Raw genomic sequence first — 15,229 nt, 5'->3', positions numbered from 1 at the left:
CGTTTTTTCAATGACGGTTTGCGGAATCCAATTTTCATATTTTCACCTCAGTTTTCTTTTAACATCCGCCAACTCCCGCTTCCGCTGCAACGCCTGCTCGAACGTCTCCCCCGGCCTGACGTCCTTGGCCACCGAATTACCAGGCAAAAGGCCGTTTGTCATGTCTTGCTGTCAGCAACTGTTTCAACATCAACATTTCTTCGGCGCCCAAATTAAAGGATGATCTTTTGAAGGATCGGCAGCCGGCTTGCCAAACCGCTTCACTGCTTCATAAACCCATCGTGCGCGTAACTTGCTCATGCCATCTTGAATGCAAATGCTCTGTAATAATCTGTCTGCAGGGTCTCTATGAGCGGTCATGTCCAAAAGACCCTCACGCATTAGTTGATAAAGCGCATCATGTACCAATGAGCCGCGCATAAAATTTTTGGTGTCTATAGTCGGTCCAGACGGACCATCCCAAGCATAACCCGATCGGATCAATAAATGACCATCGACATCTAGTCTAATGAATTGAATATCAACCGGTTGATTAGGAATAATGCCCGAATTGGGCAAATTATAGTCTTGTTTGATCTGGTATTTGTAACCACCACGGTAAGCAATGCAATTCATATATCCCCCGATATAATATTATGTTTTACCTCAACTTCCGCTTAACCTCAGCCAACTCCCGCTTCCGCTGCAACACCTGCTCGAAGGTTTCCCCCGGCTTGGCGTCGTTGGCCATCGTATTGCCGGTCAAACGCGCGATCATCGATCACTTCAGCGCCTTCCTGAGCTCTGACAAATGCTTTTTGCTTGGCTTTGTCGCCGCTAGTACCTTGTTCTTAGCCTCAGTTGCCTTTGGCTTTTTTACTTGCTTCAAACGCTCTTCTGCTTGCTGATAGGTTTCACCCGGCCTTGCATTGGCTGCCACTTCGGATTTCGTGACATGCTTCGGCAACTGTTCCGGCGGGCTGATCTCCTTCGGCGGTTCCTTCCGAGTGAACATGACAACGTCGTCTTCCAAAACAATGTTGTATTCGGGCAGATGGTTGGTTTCGGTGATCTTTTTGATATTGAAACGAAACATCTTCATTTGAGAGGTCACGCCCAGTTTATCTTTTAAGTTCCCCAGCTTTATTTTCCAAACCGCCTGGCTACCGCAGTGTTTACGAGCCAGTTCATAAAGCCGGCGTTCCGTCGGTTTTCTCAGTCGAAAGTAGTCTTTGTCTATGGTAAGAACAGCGTCACCCAGAATCGAATTGTAAAACCAATCCGACAGAGTAACTTCGATCGAGGTTAGCTTGCCGTCTTCCTTGATGACTTCCCAGCTTTCGATCAAGCCAAATTCCTTGGTAATTTCCTTACCGTTCGTTTTGACGTTGGTCTGGATCAACGTTCCGTTCAACCGTTCCAAGCCCTCCTGAAGCTGTTTGTATTGCACGCCGCCTAAGGCCTTGTTCGTGGCAACTATGTAATCGTAGGTGGTAAACCTGACGGTTTTCGATATCGTTTGCCCGTTGTTTTTCGCGTTCATAAGAGAGCCGGCCAAATACAGAAGAATATCCTTGTCGAAGATGGTCGCTAAGCCGGTGTAGCTGGGTTTTACTCTAATCGTGACGCCATCCCGCTCGTACAAAAGCATCCGATGATCCGGCGTCTTGGACAAAGAAAAAACAGGATGCTCCATCGATGCAATATCATCCTTGAAAGAGTCGAAGACATCGCAAGTAAAAAAGTCCTGGCTATGCCTATTCGGAAGAAGTGGGTCGGTCATTATTATTCTTGGTATTGGTATATCAAAAACCAATTAACGAAAAAACAAGGTATCCTTGCACCCGTCATTCCATGTTGGAAAAGCCTAACCGGCCGTGTTTTTTATTCTAAAATTTCAATAACTTATATCGTTTTTTCAGGTCTGTAGCATATCTAACAATAACTTTAACGTAACTACTCGCGCCCTATAGCCGGAGCGTTCCCTGCTAGAGCCATTTGAATCACTATAATACATGCCGTTTATATTCAAGTCCAAAATCTTTTGTCCGTTTTAGTGGAGTGTCGACAAGAAATTCCTGAACCGGCACTGGACCGTTTTTCAAAGTGATTGAAGAAGCCGATCGCGATTATATGCCCGAAGGACCACCTTTTAGCCCTTTGACAAAAAGTTACTAATAGCTGGTTGCTGTTTGACTTGACCATTGGCTTGGACAAAGAAACTTTGACAACGATTATTCTCGATCTCGCCCATCAGCTTGGTTTAGATGAGCACATGATTGAGATCATAGTGGCTATGCAAAATTCACGCATGGGCATCTATGAATTTATAGGACGGCAAAACGGGCGTATTTTATTAAAGGAGCTTACCAAGGACTCTATCATCGAGTGCATTTGTCCGGCAGGTTACCAAGGCAAGCGACCCGGTGAGTTATGGTTTGTCAGGATTTTTTGCCGCCTGTATTGGATTGCTTCGATTATAGCGTGGTGTACACAACCCCTTATGTATTATCTTCTCCCGCTAAAAATGCCTGGCTAGACTATCTGTCTCGTACGGTGATAGGTAAAAAGACAAAAACAACGGCTACCAACTTAAATCAATTAATGAAATACGGGCTATCGCCCTTGTATTGGCACGAATATATATTTGAAGCCTATTCGAATTCCCGTTCGGAGGTGATTTTTTTATCAGGACTTCCTGATATCCGAGCCAGTCGCCCTCAAGCAACTGATATCCAAAATTTTTTAGCTATTTTACCGGAAAGGCAGTAGTTTTGGTGCCGAAAAGGATAAATGTCATCACATTCTTTTGAGTATTTCCCTTAATTGACAACAATACAGTTACAATCATTCGTTTTTTGGCGAGAACAGTTTGAAATGAAATTGCATTAAGCGTATTTAAAAGCCATAACGCAATTGGAGAATTCGAGAAGAAAAAATTCTGGACGGTATCCGGTTATAAGAGAAAATGCGCCTCGCCTATTCCGCGAAGTTCTCTTGAAATCCTAACCTAGGCACAAACAAAAAAGGCCTGCATTTCTGCAAGCCTTTGAATTTGTTGGAGCTGATGATGGGACTCGAACCTGCGACCGGCTGATTACAAAACAGAGCTTTAATAACCAATCTATTGATTTTTATGTAGTTTATATTGGGAATCCGTTGCAAAAAGTCCGTACAAAGCATAACAAATCACAACTCAATCACGTAAATTTCCCGTACGCATTGTTTAGGTCGGTGAGGTCATTCAAACCAATTTGCTGGGTTTAAAGTGGGGTAGCAGCTAAAATCCTGAGTATTCCGAGTAACCAGGGTCAGTTCATTCACAGCCGCAATAGCTGCGATTTCACCATCAGCATAAGCGGGCGTTCTCCCCTGATTTTTTAATTGAGCTCGTTGCATAGCGAACCATTCTGCGGCACGTTGATCATAAGGAAGAATAACCAAACCATTGTCAATGAGCATGGATAAATAAGATTCTAGCTGAGATTTTCTTCTAGAATCGGCTAGCAACTGACAACCATAATTCAGTTCATGCCAAACTATCGAAGAGGTAGCATATTGACCATCATATTTTGCAAAGTTCTGCATGACTTTGCCGTTGGGTTTTAGCTTGGCTGGCTCCGAAAGAATATTCGTATCCAGCAGGTAATTTATTCGTCCCATGAAAACTCTCGACCCATACTGTCTTTACGTAGGTCCTTGAGTTCGTCGTCACTCAATCCAATTTCTTCACTGCCGCTTAAGCTGTTGCGCCAATTTTGTATAGCCGAATGTAAGCCTTTTTTAGGCGCAATCAGCTTGTTATATTGCGCTTCGGACATCATAACGGCTACAGGTTTTCCATAACGTGTCAGATGTATAGGTTCATCATTCTCCAGTTGATGGATTAAGTGGGATAAATGATTTTTTGCATCTGCAATGGTTGTTGTTTTCATACCGCAAACTCCAATAGTTGATGGCCAACATTATAGCCATGATTGTTGTGCTCTAAAATTATTTTTGTGATGTTGTGAGCTAAAGATTTATTTCCATTGATCAGTCGATATATGGCACGGAATTGCCGGCTGTCCGCTTAGATATCTCCTTCATTCAGCTAGAGAACTGCTTTCATTCACTCAAGATAACGAGGATAATTGAAAATTGCTATTAAATCATAAGCATCCTGAACTGGCAGGCACGACACATGCAAATACAACTGCAACCCGAGTTCGATGACATATTACAACCACTAGGTCATGACGCGGCGCAATTCTTTTTAGCGGCAGGCCTCTATCATGCCCGAAAGATCAGCTTTGCGAGCGCAGCTCACATGGCCGGTTTGGACTTTGACAGTTTTAAAACGCGCTTAGCCGAGCTCTTCAATCAAGGCTATATAGTCGCTGACGAGTGCGTTTTGGAAGATATCCAAACGATACAAGAGCTATAAAACACCTTGAAAATCGCGCTGAATACCAACCCAGTAATTTTTCTGAGTAAAATTGACTGTCTTCATTTGTTAGCCGACTGTGTTGAAGATCTCTATGTTCCGCAAGGGGTTGTAGAGGAATTAAATGAATATAAGTTGCCGGCATTTATTCAGCCGCACTGTCAGAGGTCGGAGCGGCTTATGTTCGTGGCGCCGCCTTGGGACGATTGCATCAAGGTGAACTCGAAGCGATGATTTTGTCGCAAGAACTGAATATCGATTATGTGATTTTGGATGATTTGTTGGCTCGCCGTAAAGCGCAACGATTAGGACTAAAAGTCATTGGCACGATTGGCCTATTGCTGTTCCTAGAAAAACGAGGCTCGTTGAGCGCAGATCAAGCTTGGCAAAAGTTAAGACAGTTGACTGAACAACACAATATGGATCTGTCGCCGAAACTTCTAAATCAATTGCGCGTACAATTTCTTGGCATCCAGTAAATCTCAAGGATCGGATACTAATTGAAACTGTCTTTCCGGGGTTTACCGTCATTAACCTGATCAATCCATGCGACTAATGACTCCGGCTTAAACGCCTATAAAAACAGTCTATTCGCTGCAATTCATGTCTTTGTTATTTATCCTGAATTTCTGATATAAGGAATCATGAATGATGTAATTAACCAAAAGATTGTTGCATTAGAGCAAAAAATCCAGTCGTTGGAAGCTGAACGAGCCACTCTGCTACAGCAGCTAAATCAACTTAAAGCCCTCAAAACTCATAGTACACCCTCCCCTGTCACGCAATACTCTTCCAACGCAGAAAAAATTCGACTGTTCCGGAATTTGTTCCGAGGTCGAGAAGATGTTTATCCGAAGCGCTGGGAGAACAGCAAAACCGGGAAGTCAGGCTACTCGCCTGTCTGCGGCAACGAGTGGAAAAGCGGATTGTGCGAAAAGCCTAGGATAAAATGCGGCGAGTGTTCACATCGATCTTTTTTACCGGTAACAGACCAAGTTATTCAAAACCATCTTTCCGGTAACGATCCGAACAAAAATCATGCTGCAGATTTTGTCATCGGTGTTTATCCGATGCTGACCGATGAACACTGTTGGTTTATCGCAGTGGATTTTGATAAAGCCAACTGGCAAGACGATGCAAAAGCTTTTTCTAAACAATGCACACAACAGCAAGTGCCTCGTGCCATCGAAATCTCCCGTTCCGGACAAGGGGCGCACCTCTGGATATTCTTCGACCGACCGGTTTTTGCCGTCGAAGCGCGTAAACTGGGGACATTGCTATTAACGCAGGCCATGAATGATCATCCGGAAATGGGCTTCGAGTCTTACGACCGTTTTTTTCCCAATCAGGATACCTTGCCCAAAGGCGGATTCGGTAATCTGATTGCCTTGCCGTTACAAAAAAAATGCACGCGAACAGGGATATAGCGTTTTTGTCGATCAAAACTTCGTGCCTTATGCCGATCAATGGGCATTTTTATCCACTCTGAAGCGCTTAACCCTGTTTGAACTCAGGCAGTTGGTTGAACAGTCCGAAAGCCAGGATGGTCTCCTTGATGTGCGCATGCCCATTGAAGAAGAGGATGTCAACCCTGACGGTTATCTCCATCTCGTAAAGACTATAAACCTATTGACCTTGGTAAGTTACCGGCAACCATTCAACTGGTGCAGGCCAACCAACTGTATATCGAAAAAGCCAACTTACCGGCACCTTTACAAAACAAAATCATCCGCTTGGCGGCATTCCAAAACCCGGAGTTTTATAAAGCGCAAGCGATGAGACTGCCGACATTCGGTAAACCCAGAATCATTGCCTGTGCAGAAAATTATTCTCAACATATCGCTATACCTCGCGGATGTCTGGAAGACTTACTGGCACTGTCAAAGGAATTGAACATCAAAGTGGAGATTCGGGATGAGCGTTTTACCGGTAACACCATTGAATCGGTGCAATTCCAAGGACAATTATTACCGGAGCAACAAACTGTTGTTGACTGTTTGTTGCAACAGGATACCGGCACCTTATCGGCCACGACCGCCTTCGGTAAAACCGTGGTGGCGTTGAACATTTTGGCGCAAAGACAAGTGAATACCTTAATTGTGGTTCATTGCCGGCAACTTCTAGATCAATGGCTTGAACGGATTGCACAGTTTTTAACGATCGATAAAAATCAGGTTGGCAGAATCGGCGCCGGTAAACGCAAACCGACCGGCATAATCGATGTTGCCGTCATGCAAAGTTTGTCCCGGCAACATCAGGTGGATGATCTGGTCGTCAACTATAGTCAAATCATCTTTGACGAATACCATCATCTGTCCGCTTTCAGTTTTGAAGCGGTTGCCAAAGCCTGTAAAGCCAAATATGTTTTGGGTTTGTCGGCGACCTTAACCCGCAAAGATGGACATCATCCTATTGTGACGATGCAGTGCGGACCGGTACGTTATAAGGCCGATGCCAAAAAACAAGCCATCGCCCGCCCCTTCGAGCACCGGTTAGTACTGAGACATACCGGCTTTCAAATGCCGGTAGCTGAAAACCAGGACAACTCACCGGCCATTCACAAAATCTATGCGGCCTTGATGGACGATGACAGCCGGAACAAGCTGATTATCGACGATCTGAAGCAATTGTTGAAAGACGGAAGATCACCGTTGATTCTGACTGAACGTAAACACCATGTCACAGTCTTGTCAGAACAAATCAAAACATTTGCGAGACATGTCGTCGTTTTGCAAGGCGGAGGTAGTCAAAAACAACGCAAGCAAACACTGGCTACCTTGCAAAACATTCCGGAAAACGAAGAGCGAGTGTTGATCGCTACCGGCCGCTATTTGGGTGAAGGTTTTGATGACGCACGACTGGATACTTTGTTGTTGGTGTTACCGGTATCTTGGAAAGGTACATTGGCGCAATATGTGGGTCGCTTGCACCGGCACCATCATGCCAAAACCAAAGTGCTCATTTACGACTATGTAGACGATATGCCGATGTTGACCAGAATGTGCGATAAGCGGTTGGCGGGTTATAAAGGCTTGGGCTACGTTCTTACCGGTAACTGATAGCAGTCACGATAGTGTTTGGCAACGTGGAAGCGATCGACCACCACCTGAGCCTTCGGCAGGGTTTCTAAAACCGCATTGCAATAACCTTCGTTCATGTCGATGCAGACATGACGAATGCTTTGGCATTGCTGAGACGGCAGCGTCTTTAAAAACGCCTTGACAGTCTCTTTTTTGCGATCCGGGAGCACCGCTAAGATATGCTTTTCACGCTGCGCCGTCAGTCCCGATACGATGACGACAAAATCCTTATGGCCTTTCTTCAAGGCGATTTCGTCAATGCCGAGCAACGCCAAGTGGGGTACTGCTGACCAGTCCTGTCATGTGGAAAATGACATTGCTTGTCGACGATCAACTCAATGATCGCTTTTTCGAACCAAAGAGTGCTTGTTGTTACGTATCAATTTTGATACGCTGCATCAATGAATCCAATCCTTTCTGTTAAATTTTTTGCAACTGACGCCGGCAGCTAGCCCGTTAGAGAATGGTTGAAAGGACTATCCGCCCAAGACAGAAAAACGATTGGCGAAGATATTAAAACGGTGCAATTCGGTTGGCCTCTCGGTATGCCATTAGTCGATCATCTCGAAGGCGACATTTGGGAAGTCAGAATCAAGCTGGACAAACGGATAGCCCGCGTTCTGTGTGTAATCGGCAAACATACGATGATTTTGCTGCATGGCTTTATCAAGAAAAGTCAAAAAACACCGAAGTCAGAAATCGATTTGGCAAAACAAAGATTGAAAGCATTACGAGGTAAGCAATGAACAGTCAGCACAAAGATAATCCTCATATTGGCAGTGACTTCGATGACTTCCTAGGCGAGGAAGCCATTCTTGATGAAGTCACAGCGGTAGCGACCAAGCGGGTCATTGCCTGGCAAATATCTGAAGGCATGTCTGCGCTTAAGCTCAGTAAAACGGCAATGGCAAAAAAAATGCACACCAGCAGAGCTTCGCTGAACCGGCTGCTAGATGAAGAAGATACCAGTTTAACCTTGACCACCTTGGTGAGCGCCGCCGCAGCTCTCGGTAAAAAGGTAAAAATAGAGTTGGAGTCGGTGTAAAATTTGTGCGGACATAGTTTCAGTTGTAGGTTTAAAACGGCCATCAACTGTCATTCATGTGTTTTTAATGAATGTCAGGTCAGTCTTATAAAAGCGGTCAATCAAAGAAGCCTACTTATCAGTTTCTACATGCCCTTCTATGCGGACTCCCCCGTCTTAATATAACGATCAAAATTTAGGCATCACCTCATCCGTGAAAGTTTGCAGGTTTATGTTAACCTTTATTTAATTTGAACTATGCGTTTTCTCAAGCCAAGACCTAGAAGACCAGAAGCCACAAGAAGAATTGTACCTGGCTCAGGAACCGAAAGTTTTTCGCCAAATGCATCGTCTACCGTTTGGTTTCCTACAAAGCCAAACTGACTCGTTCCGTCCCCAATTGCATTAAATGATAAAGTTGCCAGCGAAAAGCTGGAAGGCTGTAAAATATCTAGTTCCGCCGAAGAGAGGAGGGAAACTTCAGCGAAGTCCACCACACCGGAAAGGAAGTTAAAATCCGTAAATGCTTCAAACGCCGATGGATCGCCTAAAAAGAGTCCAAAGGTAACGGACGTGGGAGCGAAGATCGACTGATCAAAAGCCACATCCAAGTCAAAGGCGCCCACTGAAGGATAAGTTCCACTACCTAAATCAGATATAATCACATTGACATCAACTGAATCGCCACTTGTAACAGTAGACGAAGACGGGATCAGCGTGAGAGATATAGCGTGGGCTGGCTGAATATTAAAATGAGCAGCAATCCCAATGGTTTCATCTGATCGACGTGATGTCTGAATTGATCGAGGCCCATGACTTGAGAGCCGAAATCGTCGAGGTTAAACAGAAAATGGGCGGGCTTCGAGTGTATCTCAGCGGTCCCGAGAAAAGTCATTATGTCAACGGCATTCGCGTCATGGCCGAATCTTTGTCGTATCGAACCTGCAAAATTTGCGGCAATTTAGGGACGCTGCACAAACGCATCGGCGTCAAAACGCTATGCGAACGACATGGCCTGATTCAAGGCATGATGCCTTGGCATTCGCCCCATGGCGCCGATCAAAATATAAACGATAGAACCGGCGACATTCTGGAACTGCCGGAGAAATATTGGATCGATTGCGGTTGGGTGCCTCTTTTGGAAGCTTTATTTGAATCGCTGGCCGATCATGGCCCGCGCCTGTGTCAACAGGGACAAACGATCCATTTCGAACGAATCGAATCGACCGAAGGCGATTTACTGATCGACTATACCGGCGACCATGAATGGGTAAAGGGCCAAATCGATATGGTCATGCGTTATGCACAACGAGTGGATGAGACAACTGGAGACGCTAAGCCGGTCGAGCGATAAATTTCTCTGGACCAAAAATCCCTACGAAATGACGTCCTTCGCAAAACAACTCGTTTGTTCGGTATCTCCGACATAAAAACTGCTCAAAGCCCGATATATTTATTGAAAAAGGCGATTTTGTTCATTTTGTCCGACACATTCAGTTAACAGCGCGCAGGGTTCAGAGAGCGAAAGGTGAGAACGATTTGAAATGAAATTGCATTAAGCGTAATTAAAAGCCATAATACAACTGGAGAATTCGGGAAGAAAAAAATTCTGGACGGTATCAAGGTATAAGAGAAAATGCGCCTCGCCTATTCCACGAAGTTCTCTCTGAATCCTAACCCATACCTAACCCAGGCACAAACAAAAAAGGCCTGCATTTCTGCAAGCCTTTGAATTTGTTGGAGCTGGTGATGGGACTCGAACCCGCGACCGGCTGATTACAAATCAGCTGCTCTACCAACTGAGCTACACCAGCGAAGAAATCGAAATTATACAGAACATTTTTTTCGCTGCAAGTTTTTTTTATTTTTCTTACTGTGAAAGTTCGCAGTTTTGCATTCCTTATCTAATTTTTCGATATAAAAATCAATGTCGGTTCCGAAGCGGGTGCGGTTGCTCGACCGGCAGGCGTCGGCGGCAAGGACAGCCGCCGTCGAGTCTACATGAACGTATTCACCCAGCACCTAAATAAGCCATGATTTTGAATCATTGCCAAAGACCTATAGAATTTAGGTGCTGGATTTAGGTGCTGGGTTCACGGCGTCCTGTCGGGCGAGTGACCGTACCCAGCCATCCCTCGCACTTTCATTTGTCGGGGCGATGGCTAGACCTTCATGAACGTTACTGTTTATGGCTCATTTGAACACGTATCCGGCACCCAAGCACTTGTTTTACCGGTGATATGATAGGCAGCCAATCCTAACCATTCCCGGACACCATAAGTCAATTGTTCTAAATTTTCGCCGAATGCAAAACCGAGACTTGTCAACTCGCCCGGCACCGTCCAGTGATCGACCGGATACGGAATAACCGGCCAACCGACCCGACAAAATACGCCTACTGCTCTTGGCATATGTGAAGCGCTAGTGATTAATAACCATTTTTCACCTTTTTTGGGCTTAACCAATTCTTTGCCCAGCAAGGCATTTTCGTAAGTGTTTCTCGAGCGCCGTTCGAATTGAATTGCCCCGATATCGAGACCTTGCTGCTCGAAAAGTTGCGATGCTACGTCGGCCTCCTGAAAATGCTTATCCAGCTTACTACCCAATCCCCCGGTAAAGACTAATCTTGCGTTAGGATATTTTCTAGCCATCTGCATGAAGGTCAACGCACGTTCCGAATAGGCTTTTAGCTCGACCTGTTGCCAAGCATAGCTGGCGTCGATTTTTTCGGCTCCGGCGAGCATGATGATGCCGTCCAAATGCTCCGGCAACGACGGGTTCGCCGGAAATTTCGTTTCCAAAGGAAGCAGCAACCAACTACCGACAGGCAATAAAGCAATCAACCAGCATAAGAAAACCAAGGCACTGAACCCATAAAGCGCTATTTGTTGGTAGCCCGACCAAAACAAGCCGCAAACCAAAGTCAATAAAATCAACAACAAATGATCCGGAGCCAATAAGCTCCAAACCAGTTTCGACACCCAATAAAAGACTGAGTCCATCGTCTTAAACACCGACTAGCCCATTAAATAATCGACAACGATACCTGTAAACACAGCCAAACCGAACCAGTTATTATTGAGAAACGCTTTAAAGCAATCGGCTTTTTCGCGATGAACAATCAGCTTCTGTTGATAAACAGAAAATCCGGCGGCAGCGGTTAGCCCCACATAATAAATCCAGCCCATTTGTTCAAATCGACCGACAATAACCAACAGCATCAAAATAACGATCTGCAAGCCGGCAATAATCTCCCTGTCCTTATCGCCGAATAATATCGCGGTCGATTTGACGCCGATTTTTAAGTCGTCGTCCTTATCGACCATCGCATACATTGTGTCGTAAACCAAAGCCCACAAAATTACCGCCAAATACAGTAACCATGAAACCAAGGGCAAGCTTTGTGTTTCGGCTGCATAAGCCATCGGCACGGCCCAACCGAAAGCCATGCCCAAAAAGGCTTGCGGTAAATAGGTATAGCGCTTCATAAACGGATAGCCGGCAGCGAGAATGGCGCCGCCGATAGACAATAGAATAGTCATCGTATTGAGCAATAAAACCAAACCGAACGCGATTAGGCTCAACACGACGAAGAGCGCCAATGCCTCCTTCGGTCGTACCTTTCCGGTAGCGATCGGGCGCTGCTTGGTGCGCTCGACATGCGGATCGAATTCGCGATCGGCATAGTCATTGATCACGCAACCAGCCGCCCGCATCAATATGACGCCTAACACGAAAACGGTCAAAATTTTCAAATCCGGCGAACCGCTCGAGGCTAACCAAAGCGCCCACAGTGTAGGCCATAAGAGTATCAATATACCGATCGGGCGATCGAATCGGGCCAGGCGCCAGTATAGTGTTGCTCTATTGACGATAGCTTGAGTATTCAATGACTTTCCTTTAATTCCTGGATACATTAACAATATCGGAACGGCGAATAAGCTTCGGCAATTTAGCGTCACACGAAACCAGGGAGTCAGCAGGCTCCCTACATTTAGAAATAAGGAAAATAAAATATTACAGACTTCGTTTCCAATCTGCCGTCCGCATAAATGATGTTATTATAACGTTTTAATATTTGATCATAGCTAAATCACGATGAACGTAAAAATTTATCATAATCCCCGTTGCAGCAAATCGCGTCAAACCTTGCAACTTCTGCAAGACAAAAATCTCGATATCGAAATCATCGAATACTTAAAAACCCCGCCTACCGCAGATGAGTTAAACGAAATCCTCAATCTGCTTGGCATCGAGCCGCGCGATTTGATGCGAAAGAACGAAAGCGAGTATAAGGAAACCGGTATGAACGATCCTTCGCTGGACCGGCAAGCCTTGATAGCCGGCATGGTCGCAACGCCTAAATTGATCGAGCGACCGATCGTGCTAGCCAACGGCAAAGCGGCTATCGGACGTCCTCCCGAACACGTTCTGGAAATTTTATAACTTGTTCCGGTTCGACATGGCTCACACCAATAACTAAGACCGGCCAATGACTGCAAAACATTATCACCGCATCGCCTTAGCCGGTTTTTTCGGGCTGTTTGGTTTGTTGATGGCCTGGCCTACCGTATTGACGCCGCCGGATCAACTGCCTACCGCATTGGTATTGCTGCTGAGCGTTTCGCCGTTATTATTGCCGATGCGAGGTTTACTCGCCGGCAAAACCAGAAGCTGCGCCTGGATGGCCTATATCAGCCTGATGTATTTTATCCATGGATCGGTCGAAGCTTATGCCAACCCATTACAAAGGCCTTATGCGTTACTGGAAGTTACCTTCAGTTTAACGCTGTTTGTCGGCGCAAGCCTTTATGTTCGTTATCATAAAAAAAAGCCTTGATGCATGGCCGAGCAATTACCGTTACTTTTCGAACACAAATTTAATCTGACCTTTGCCAATTTCTATCCGGGCAAAAACCGGGAAATTATCGGCCACCTCAAAGATTGCGTTTCCGGTACCGGAGAGCAACAGATTTATCTTTGGGGCAATCTTGGCCTGGGCAAGAGCCATTTATTGCAAGCCTGCTGTCATTTGGCCCAGGAACTGAAAAAAACCACGTTTTACTATTCTTTCGCAGCGGACGCTTTGCCTAGCACCGAAATTCTAAGCGGACTCGAAGATTACGAAGTCGTCTGCTTCGACAACATCGATGCGATTGCCGAAACCTCGAACTGGGAGCTCGCGTTTTTCAATTTCTATAATCGCCACCGGGATCGTGGTTTTAAGTTAATACTGTCTTCGAATTGTCCGCCCAATTGGCTGACCATCCGACTGCCCGATCTGAAAACCCGGCTCAACTGGGGATTGACACTAAAACTGCAGGAACTGTCGGATCAAGAAAGCATTGAGGCTCTGGCCTTTAAAGCTAAACAAATGGGCTTTGAAATCAATCCCACGGTCGGCCGTTTTTTGCTGAATCATCACGCCCGAGACTTAGCTTCATTGTGGCGCTTGCTCGATCGGCTGGATCATGCGACGCTGGCCGCCAAACGTAAATTGACTCTGCCTTTTTTGAAACAATTTCTCAGTCAAGATGAAACCGATTAACATACTAATCCTCGGTGCCGGTGCGATCGGCGGTTTTTACGGCGCATTATTGGCGAAAGCCGGCGCCACGGTATCGGTCGTATGCCGGTCCGAATTCAACCTGATCGAACAATCCGGCTATTCTATCGAAAGCCGCGACCTGGGCGGCTGGCGCTTCAAGCCACAACATGTCTTGCGACATGCCGAAGACTATCCGGAACAAGCCGATTATGTCGTGCTATGCACCAAGGCGATCGATGTTTCGGAAAACCTCGAGCTCATCCGTCCCGCAGTTTCGAATAACACCGCGATCGTCTTTATACAAAACGGCGTCGAAACCGAACAAGCTTTCATCGATGCCTTTCCGGGCAACGAAATTATCAGCGGCTTGGCTTTCATCTGTTGCAACAGAACCGGACCCGGACAAATAGCTCATTTGGCCTACGGCCGATTGACCTTGGGCAGCTTAACCAACACTATTAGCCCCAAAGCCGAACAGCTTGGCACCTTTTTCAATTCGGCCGGCATCGAATGCCGAATTACCGACGACATCATCGGCGCGCGCTGGCAAAAATGCATTTGGAACGCACCATTCAATCCACTGTCGGTGTTATCCGGAGGATTGGCGACTCAGGACATATTGAACACGCAGGAACCCTTGGTGCGAGGCATCATGCAAGAAATCGCCGCGATCGCCTCGGCCTGCGGACACCCATTGCCCGAAGACATCATCGATCGAAATATCGCAAACACGCACACGATGCCGCCCTACAAGACCAGCATGCTACTCGATTACGAACAAGGCCGCCCGATGGAGACCGAAGCGATACTCCGCAATGCGGTTCATGCCGCGAGGCGAGAAAACATAGATTGCCCGCACCTGGAAACGCTCTATGCCTTGATGAAATTGCGAGAGCTGAAAATTGCTCAGAGTCCGAATCCCCCATTAACCTAAAAAAGCATTTCACCATGAAGGGCACGAAGATAATGAAGGAAAGATAATTGCACTTGTTATACTCATCGTAGATGAAAATTCGGCCTCGGGGTGCCCGTCAAAGGACGCCGTGAACCCAGCACCTAAATTCCATAGTCCATTAGCTATGGTTAACTATCTTGGATAATTTAGGTGCTGGGTAAATACGTCCATGTAGGCTCCATGCCAGCTCCATGCCGGCAAAGCCTTTACCGAGCAC

20 protein-coding genes and 1 tRNA gene are annotated in these 15,229 nt (G+C 46.0%); 12 read left to right on the top strand and 9 right to left on the bottom strand.

Annotated features, from left to right (window positions below; genetic code table 11):
* Positions 1-189: 189 nt before the first annotated feature.
* Together WJM45_RS04185 and WJM45_RS04180 are read right to left on the bottom strand one after the other, a co-directional pair.
* A complete protein-coding gene (locus tag WJM45_RS04185; RefSeq protein ID WP_341327731.1) occupies positions 190-615 on the bottom strand; it encodes a hypothetical protein in 426 nt (141 codons plus the stop codon).
* Between the two features lie 145 nt (positions 616-760).
* Positions 761-1,762, bottom strand: a complete 1,002-nt coding sequence (locus WJM45_RS04180; protein ID WP_341327730.1) for a replication initiator protein A — start codon at positions 1,760-1,762, stop codon at positions 761-763.
* Between the two features lie 426 nt (positions 1,763-2,188).
* Between WJM45_RS04180 and WJM45_RS04175 the strand changes: the two genes are divergently transcribed.
* The gene (locus WJM45_RS04175) at positions 2,189-2,518 is read left to right on the top strand and encodes a hypothetical protein (protein ID WP_341327729.1); all 330 of its coding nucleotides are present in this window, start codon (positions 2,189-2,191) and stop codon (positions 2,516-2,518) included.
* Between the two features lie 701 nt (positions 2,519-3,219).
* On the opposite strand, the gene WJM45_RS04170 is transcribed toward WJM45_RS04175, so the two are convergent.
* The gene (locus WJM45_RS04170) at positions 3,220-3,642 is read right to left on the bottom strand and encodes a type II toxin-antitoxin system VapC family toxin (RefSeq protein WP_341327728.1); all 423 of its coding nucleotides are present in this window, start codon (positions 3,640-3,642) and stop codon (positions 3,220-3,222) included.
* Positions 3,630-3,914 carry a type II toxin-antitoxin system Phd/YefM family antitoxin gene (locus tag WJM45_RS04165; protein ID WP_341327727.1) on the bottom strand — a complete coding sequence of 95 codons (285 nt, stop codon included), beginning with the start codon at positions 3,912-3,914 and terminating at the stop codon, positions 3,630-3,632. The genes WJM45_RS04170 and WJM45_RS04165 overlap by 13 nt, the downstream gene beginning before the upstream one ends.
* Before the next feature lie 248 nt (positions 3,915-4,162).
* Between WJM45_RS04165 and WJM45_RS04160 the strand changes: the two genes are divergently transcribed.
* The 4 genes from WJM45_RS04160 (at position 4,163) to WJM45_RS04145 (ending at position 7,464) form a co-directional block, all read left to right on the top strand.
* Entirely contained in the window at positions 4,163-4,405 is a 243-nt protein-coding gene (locus tag WJM45_RS04160) for a hypothetical protein (protein WP_341327726.1), read from the top strand.
* Between the two features lie 197 nt (positions 4,406-4,602).
* Entirely contained in the window at positions 4,603-4,884 is a 282-nt protein-coding gene (locus WJM45_RS04155) for a hypothetical protein (protein ID WP_341327725.1), read from the top strand.
* Between the two features lie 165 nt (positions 4,885-5,049).
* Positions 5,050-5,832, top strand: coding sequence for a hypothetical protein (locus WJM45_RS04150; protein WP_341327724.1), 783 nt, complete (start codon positions 5,050-5,052; stop codon positions 5,830-5,832).
* Between the two features lie 237 nt (positions 5,833-6,069).
* Positions 6,070-7,464 (top strand): DEAD/DEAH box helicase family protein, encoded by a 1,395-nt coding sequence (locus WJM45_RS04145; RefSeq protein WP_341327723.1) that lies wholly within the window; start codon positions 6,070-6,072, stop codon positions 7,462-7,464.
* Here the strand turns inward: WJM45_RS04145 and WJM45_RS04140 are convergent.
* Positions 7,443-7,760: a transposase gene (locus tag WJM45_RS04140; protein ID WP_341327722.1), complete on the bottom strand. Its 318-nt coding sequence runs from the start codon at positions 7,758-7,760 to the stop codon at positions 7,443-7,445. The two genes, WJM45_RS04145 and WJM45_RS04140, sit on opposite strands and share 22 nt — an antisense overlap.
* A 192-nt stretch (positions 7,761-7,952) precedes the next feature.
* On the opposite strand from WJM45_RS04140, the gene WJM45_RS04135 reads away from it, so the two are divergent.
* Complete coding sequence (locus WJM45_RS04135) at positions 7,953-8,231, top strand: type II toxin-antitoxin system RelE/ParE family toxin (RefSeq protein ID WP_341327721.1); 279 nt, start codon at positions 7,953-7,955, stop codon at positions 8,229-8,231.
* A complete protein-coding gene (locus tag WJM45_RS04130; RefSeq protein ID WP_341327720.1) occupies positions 8,228-8,530 on the top strand; it encodes an XRE family transcriptional regulator in 303 nt (100 codons plus the stop codon). Before WJM45_RS04135 ends, WJM45_RS04130 begins: the two co-directional genes overlap by 4 nt.
* A 221-nt stretch (positions 8,531-8,751) precedes the next feature.
* On the opposite strand, the gene WJM45_RS04125 is transcribed toward WJM45_RS04130, so the two are convergent.
* Positions 8,752-9,174: a PEP-CTERM sorting domain-containing protein gene (locus tag WJM45_RS04125; RefSeq protein ID WP_341327719.1), complete on the bottom strand. Its 423-nt coding sequence runs from the start codon at positions 9,172-9,174 to the stop codon at positions 8,752-8,754.
* Positions 9,175-9,299: 125 nt separating this feature from the next.
* Here WJM45_RS04125 and WJM45_RS04120 point away from each other — a divergent pair, with 125 nt between their 5' ends.
* Entirely contained in the window at positions 9,300-9,863 is a 564-nt protein-coding gene (locus WJM45_RS04120) for a hypothetical protein (RefSeq protein ID WP_341327718.1), read from the top strand.
* A gap of 384 nt (positions 9,864-10,247) precedes the next feature.
* On the opposite strand, the gene WJM45_RS04115 is transcribed toward WJM45_RS04120, so the two are convergent.
* From WJM45_RS04115 to ubiA, 3 genes are all read right to left on the bottom strand, one after another.
* Positions 10,248-10,323 (bottom strand) — tRNA-Thr (locus WJM45_RS04115).
* A gap of 372 nt (positions 10,324-10,695) precedes the next feature.
* Entirely contained in the window at positions 10,696-11,511 is an 816-nt protein-coding gene (locus tag WJM45_RS04110; protein WP_341327717.1) for a YdcF family protein, read from the bottom strand.
* 15 nt (positions 11,512-11,526) lie between these two features.
* A complete protein-coding gene (gene ubiA / locus WJM45_RS04105) occupies positions 11,527-12,426 on the bottom strand; it encodes a 4-hydroxybenzoate octaprenyltransferase (protein ID WP_341327716.1) in 900 nt (299 codons plus the stop codon).
* A gap of 181 nt (positions 12,427-12,607) precedes the next feature.
* Here ubiA and arsC point away from each other — a divergent pair, with 181 nt between their 5' ends.
* From arsC to WJM45_RS04085, 4 genes are read left to right on the top strand one after another with little or no spacing between them, the layout of a single operon-like run.
* Positions 12,608-12,955 (top strand): arsenate reductase (glutaredoxin), encoded by a 348-nt coding sequence (gene arsC, locus WJM45_RS04100; RefSeq protein WP_341327715.1) that lies wholly within the window; start codon positions 12,608-12,610, stop codon positions 12,953-12,955.
* Between the two features lie 46 nt (positions 12,956-13,001).
* Positions 13,002-13,349: a DUF2069 domain-containing protein gene (locus WJM45_RS04095; RefSeq protein WP_341327714.1), complete on the top strand. Its 348-nt coding sequence runs from the start codon at positions 13,002-13,004 to the stop codon at positions 13,347-13,349.
* 3 nt (positions 13,350-13,352) lie between these two features.
* The gene (gene hda / locus WJM45_RS04090; protein ID WP_341327713.1) at positions 13,353-14,057 is read left to right on the top strand and encodes a DnaA regulatory inactivator Hda; all 705 of its coding nucleotides are present in this window, start codon (positions 13,353-13,355) and stop codon (positions 14,055-14,057) included.
* Positions 14,044-14,991 carry a 2-dehydropantoate 2-reductase gene (locus WJM45_RS04085; RefSeq protein WP_341327712.1) on the top strand — a complete coding sequence of 316 codons (948 nt, stop codon included), beginning with the start codon at positions 14,044-14,046 and terminating at the stop codon, positions 14,989-14,991. Before hda ends, WJM45_RS04085 begins: the two co-directional genes overlap by 14 nt.
* The last annotated feature ends 238 nt before the right edge of the window (positions 14,992-15,229 follow it).

It is taken from the genome of Methylotuvimicrobium sp. KM2, from assembly GCF_038051925.1.
GTDB lineage: Bacteria > Pseudomonadota > Gammaproteobacteria > Methylococcales > Methylomonadaceae > Methylotuvimicrobium.
Note: the sequence above shows the minus strand (reverse complement) of the source record. Positions and strands in the feature narration are given on the sequence as shown.

What these genes read in the sequence shown, in the direction of transcription:
- WJM45_RS04185 (WP_341327731.1), bottom strand. Translation starts at nt 615, where the DNA reads ATGAATTGCATTGCTTACCGTGGTGGTTACAAATACCAGATCAAACAA.
- WJM45_RS04180 (WP_341327730.1), bottom strand. Translation starts at nt 1,762, where the DNA reads ATGACCGACCCACTTCTTCCGAATAGGCATAGCCAGGACTTTTTTACT.
- WJM45_RS04170 (WP_341327728.1), bottom strand. Translation starts at nt 3,642, where the DNA reads ATGGGACGAATAAATTACCTGCTGGATACGAATATTCTTTCGGAGCCA.
- WJM45_RS04165 (WP_341327727.1), bottom strand. Translation starts at nt 3,914, where the DNA reads ATGAAAACAACAACCATTGCAGATGCAAAAAATCATTTATCCCACTTA.
- WJM45_RS04160 (WP_341327726.1), top strand. Translation starts at nt 4,163, where the DNA reads ATGCAAATACAACTGCAACCCGAGTTCGATGACATATTACAACCACTA.
- WJM45_RS04150 (WP_341327724.1), top strand. Translation starts at nt 5,050, where the DNA reads ATGAATGATGTAATTAACCAAAAGATTGTTGCATTAGAGCAAAAAATC.
- WJM45_RS04130 (WP_341327720.1), top strand. Translation starts at nt 8,228, where the DNA reads ATGAACAGTCAGCACAAAGATAATCCTCATATTGGCAGTGACTTCGAT.
- WJM45_RS04120 (WP_341327718.1), top strand. Translation starts at nt 9,300, where the DNA reads ATGTCTGAATTGATCGAGGCCCATGACTTGAGAGCCGAAATCGTCGAG.
- WJM45_RS04110 (WP_341327717.1), bottom strand. Translation starts at nt 11,511, where the DNA reads ATGGACTCAGTCTTTTATTGGGTGTCGAAACTGGTTTGGAGCTTATTG.
- ubiA (WP_341327716.1), bottom strand. Translation starts at nt 12,426, where the DNA reads ATGTATCCAGGAATTAAAGGAAAGTCATTGAATACTCAAGCTATCGTC.
- arsC (WP_341327715.1), top strand. Translation starts at nt 12,608, where the DNA reads ATGAACGTAAAAATTTATCATAATCCCCGTTGCAGCAAATCGCGTCAA.
- WJM45_RS04095 (WP_341327714.1), top strand. Translation starts at nt 13,002, where the DNA reads ATGACTGCAAAACATTATCACCGCATCGCCTTAGCCGGTTTTTTCGGG.
- hda (WP_341327713.1), top strand. Translation starts at nt 13,353, where the DNA reads ATGGCCGAGCAATTACCGTTACTTTTCGAACACAAATTTAATCTGACC.
- WJM45_RS04085 (WP_341327712.1), top strand. Translation starts at nt 14,044, where the DNA reads ATGAAACCGATTAACATACTAATCCTCGGTGCCGGTGCGATCGGCGGT.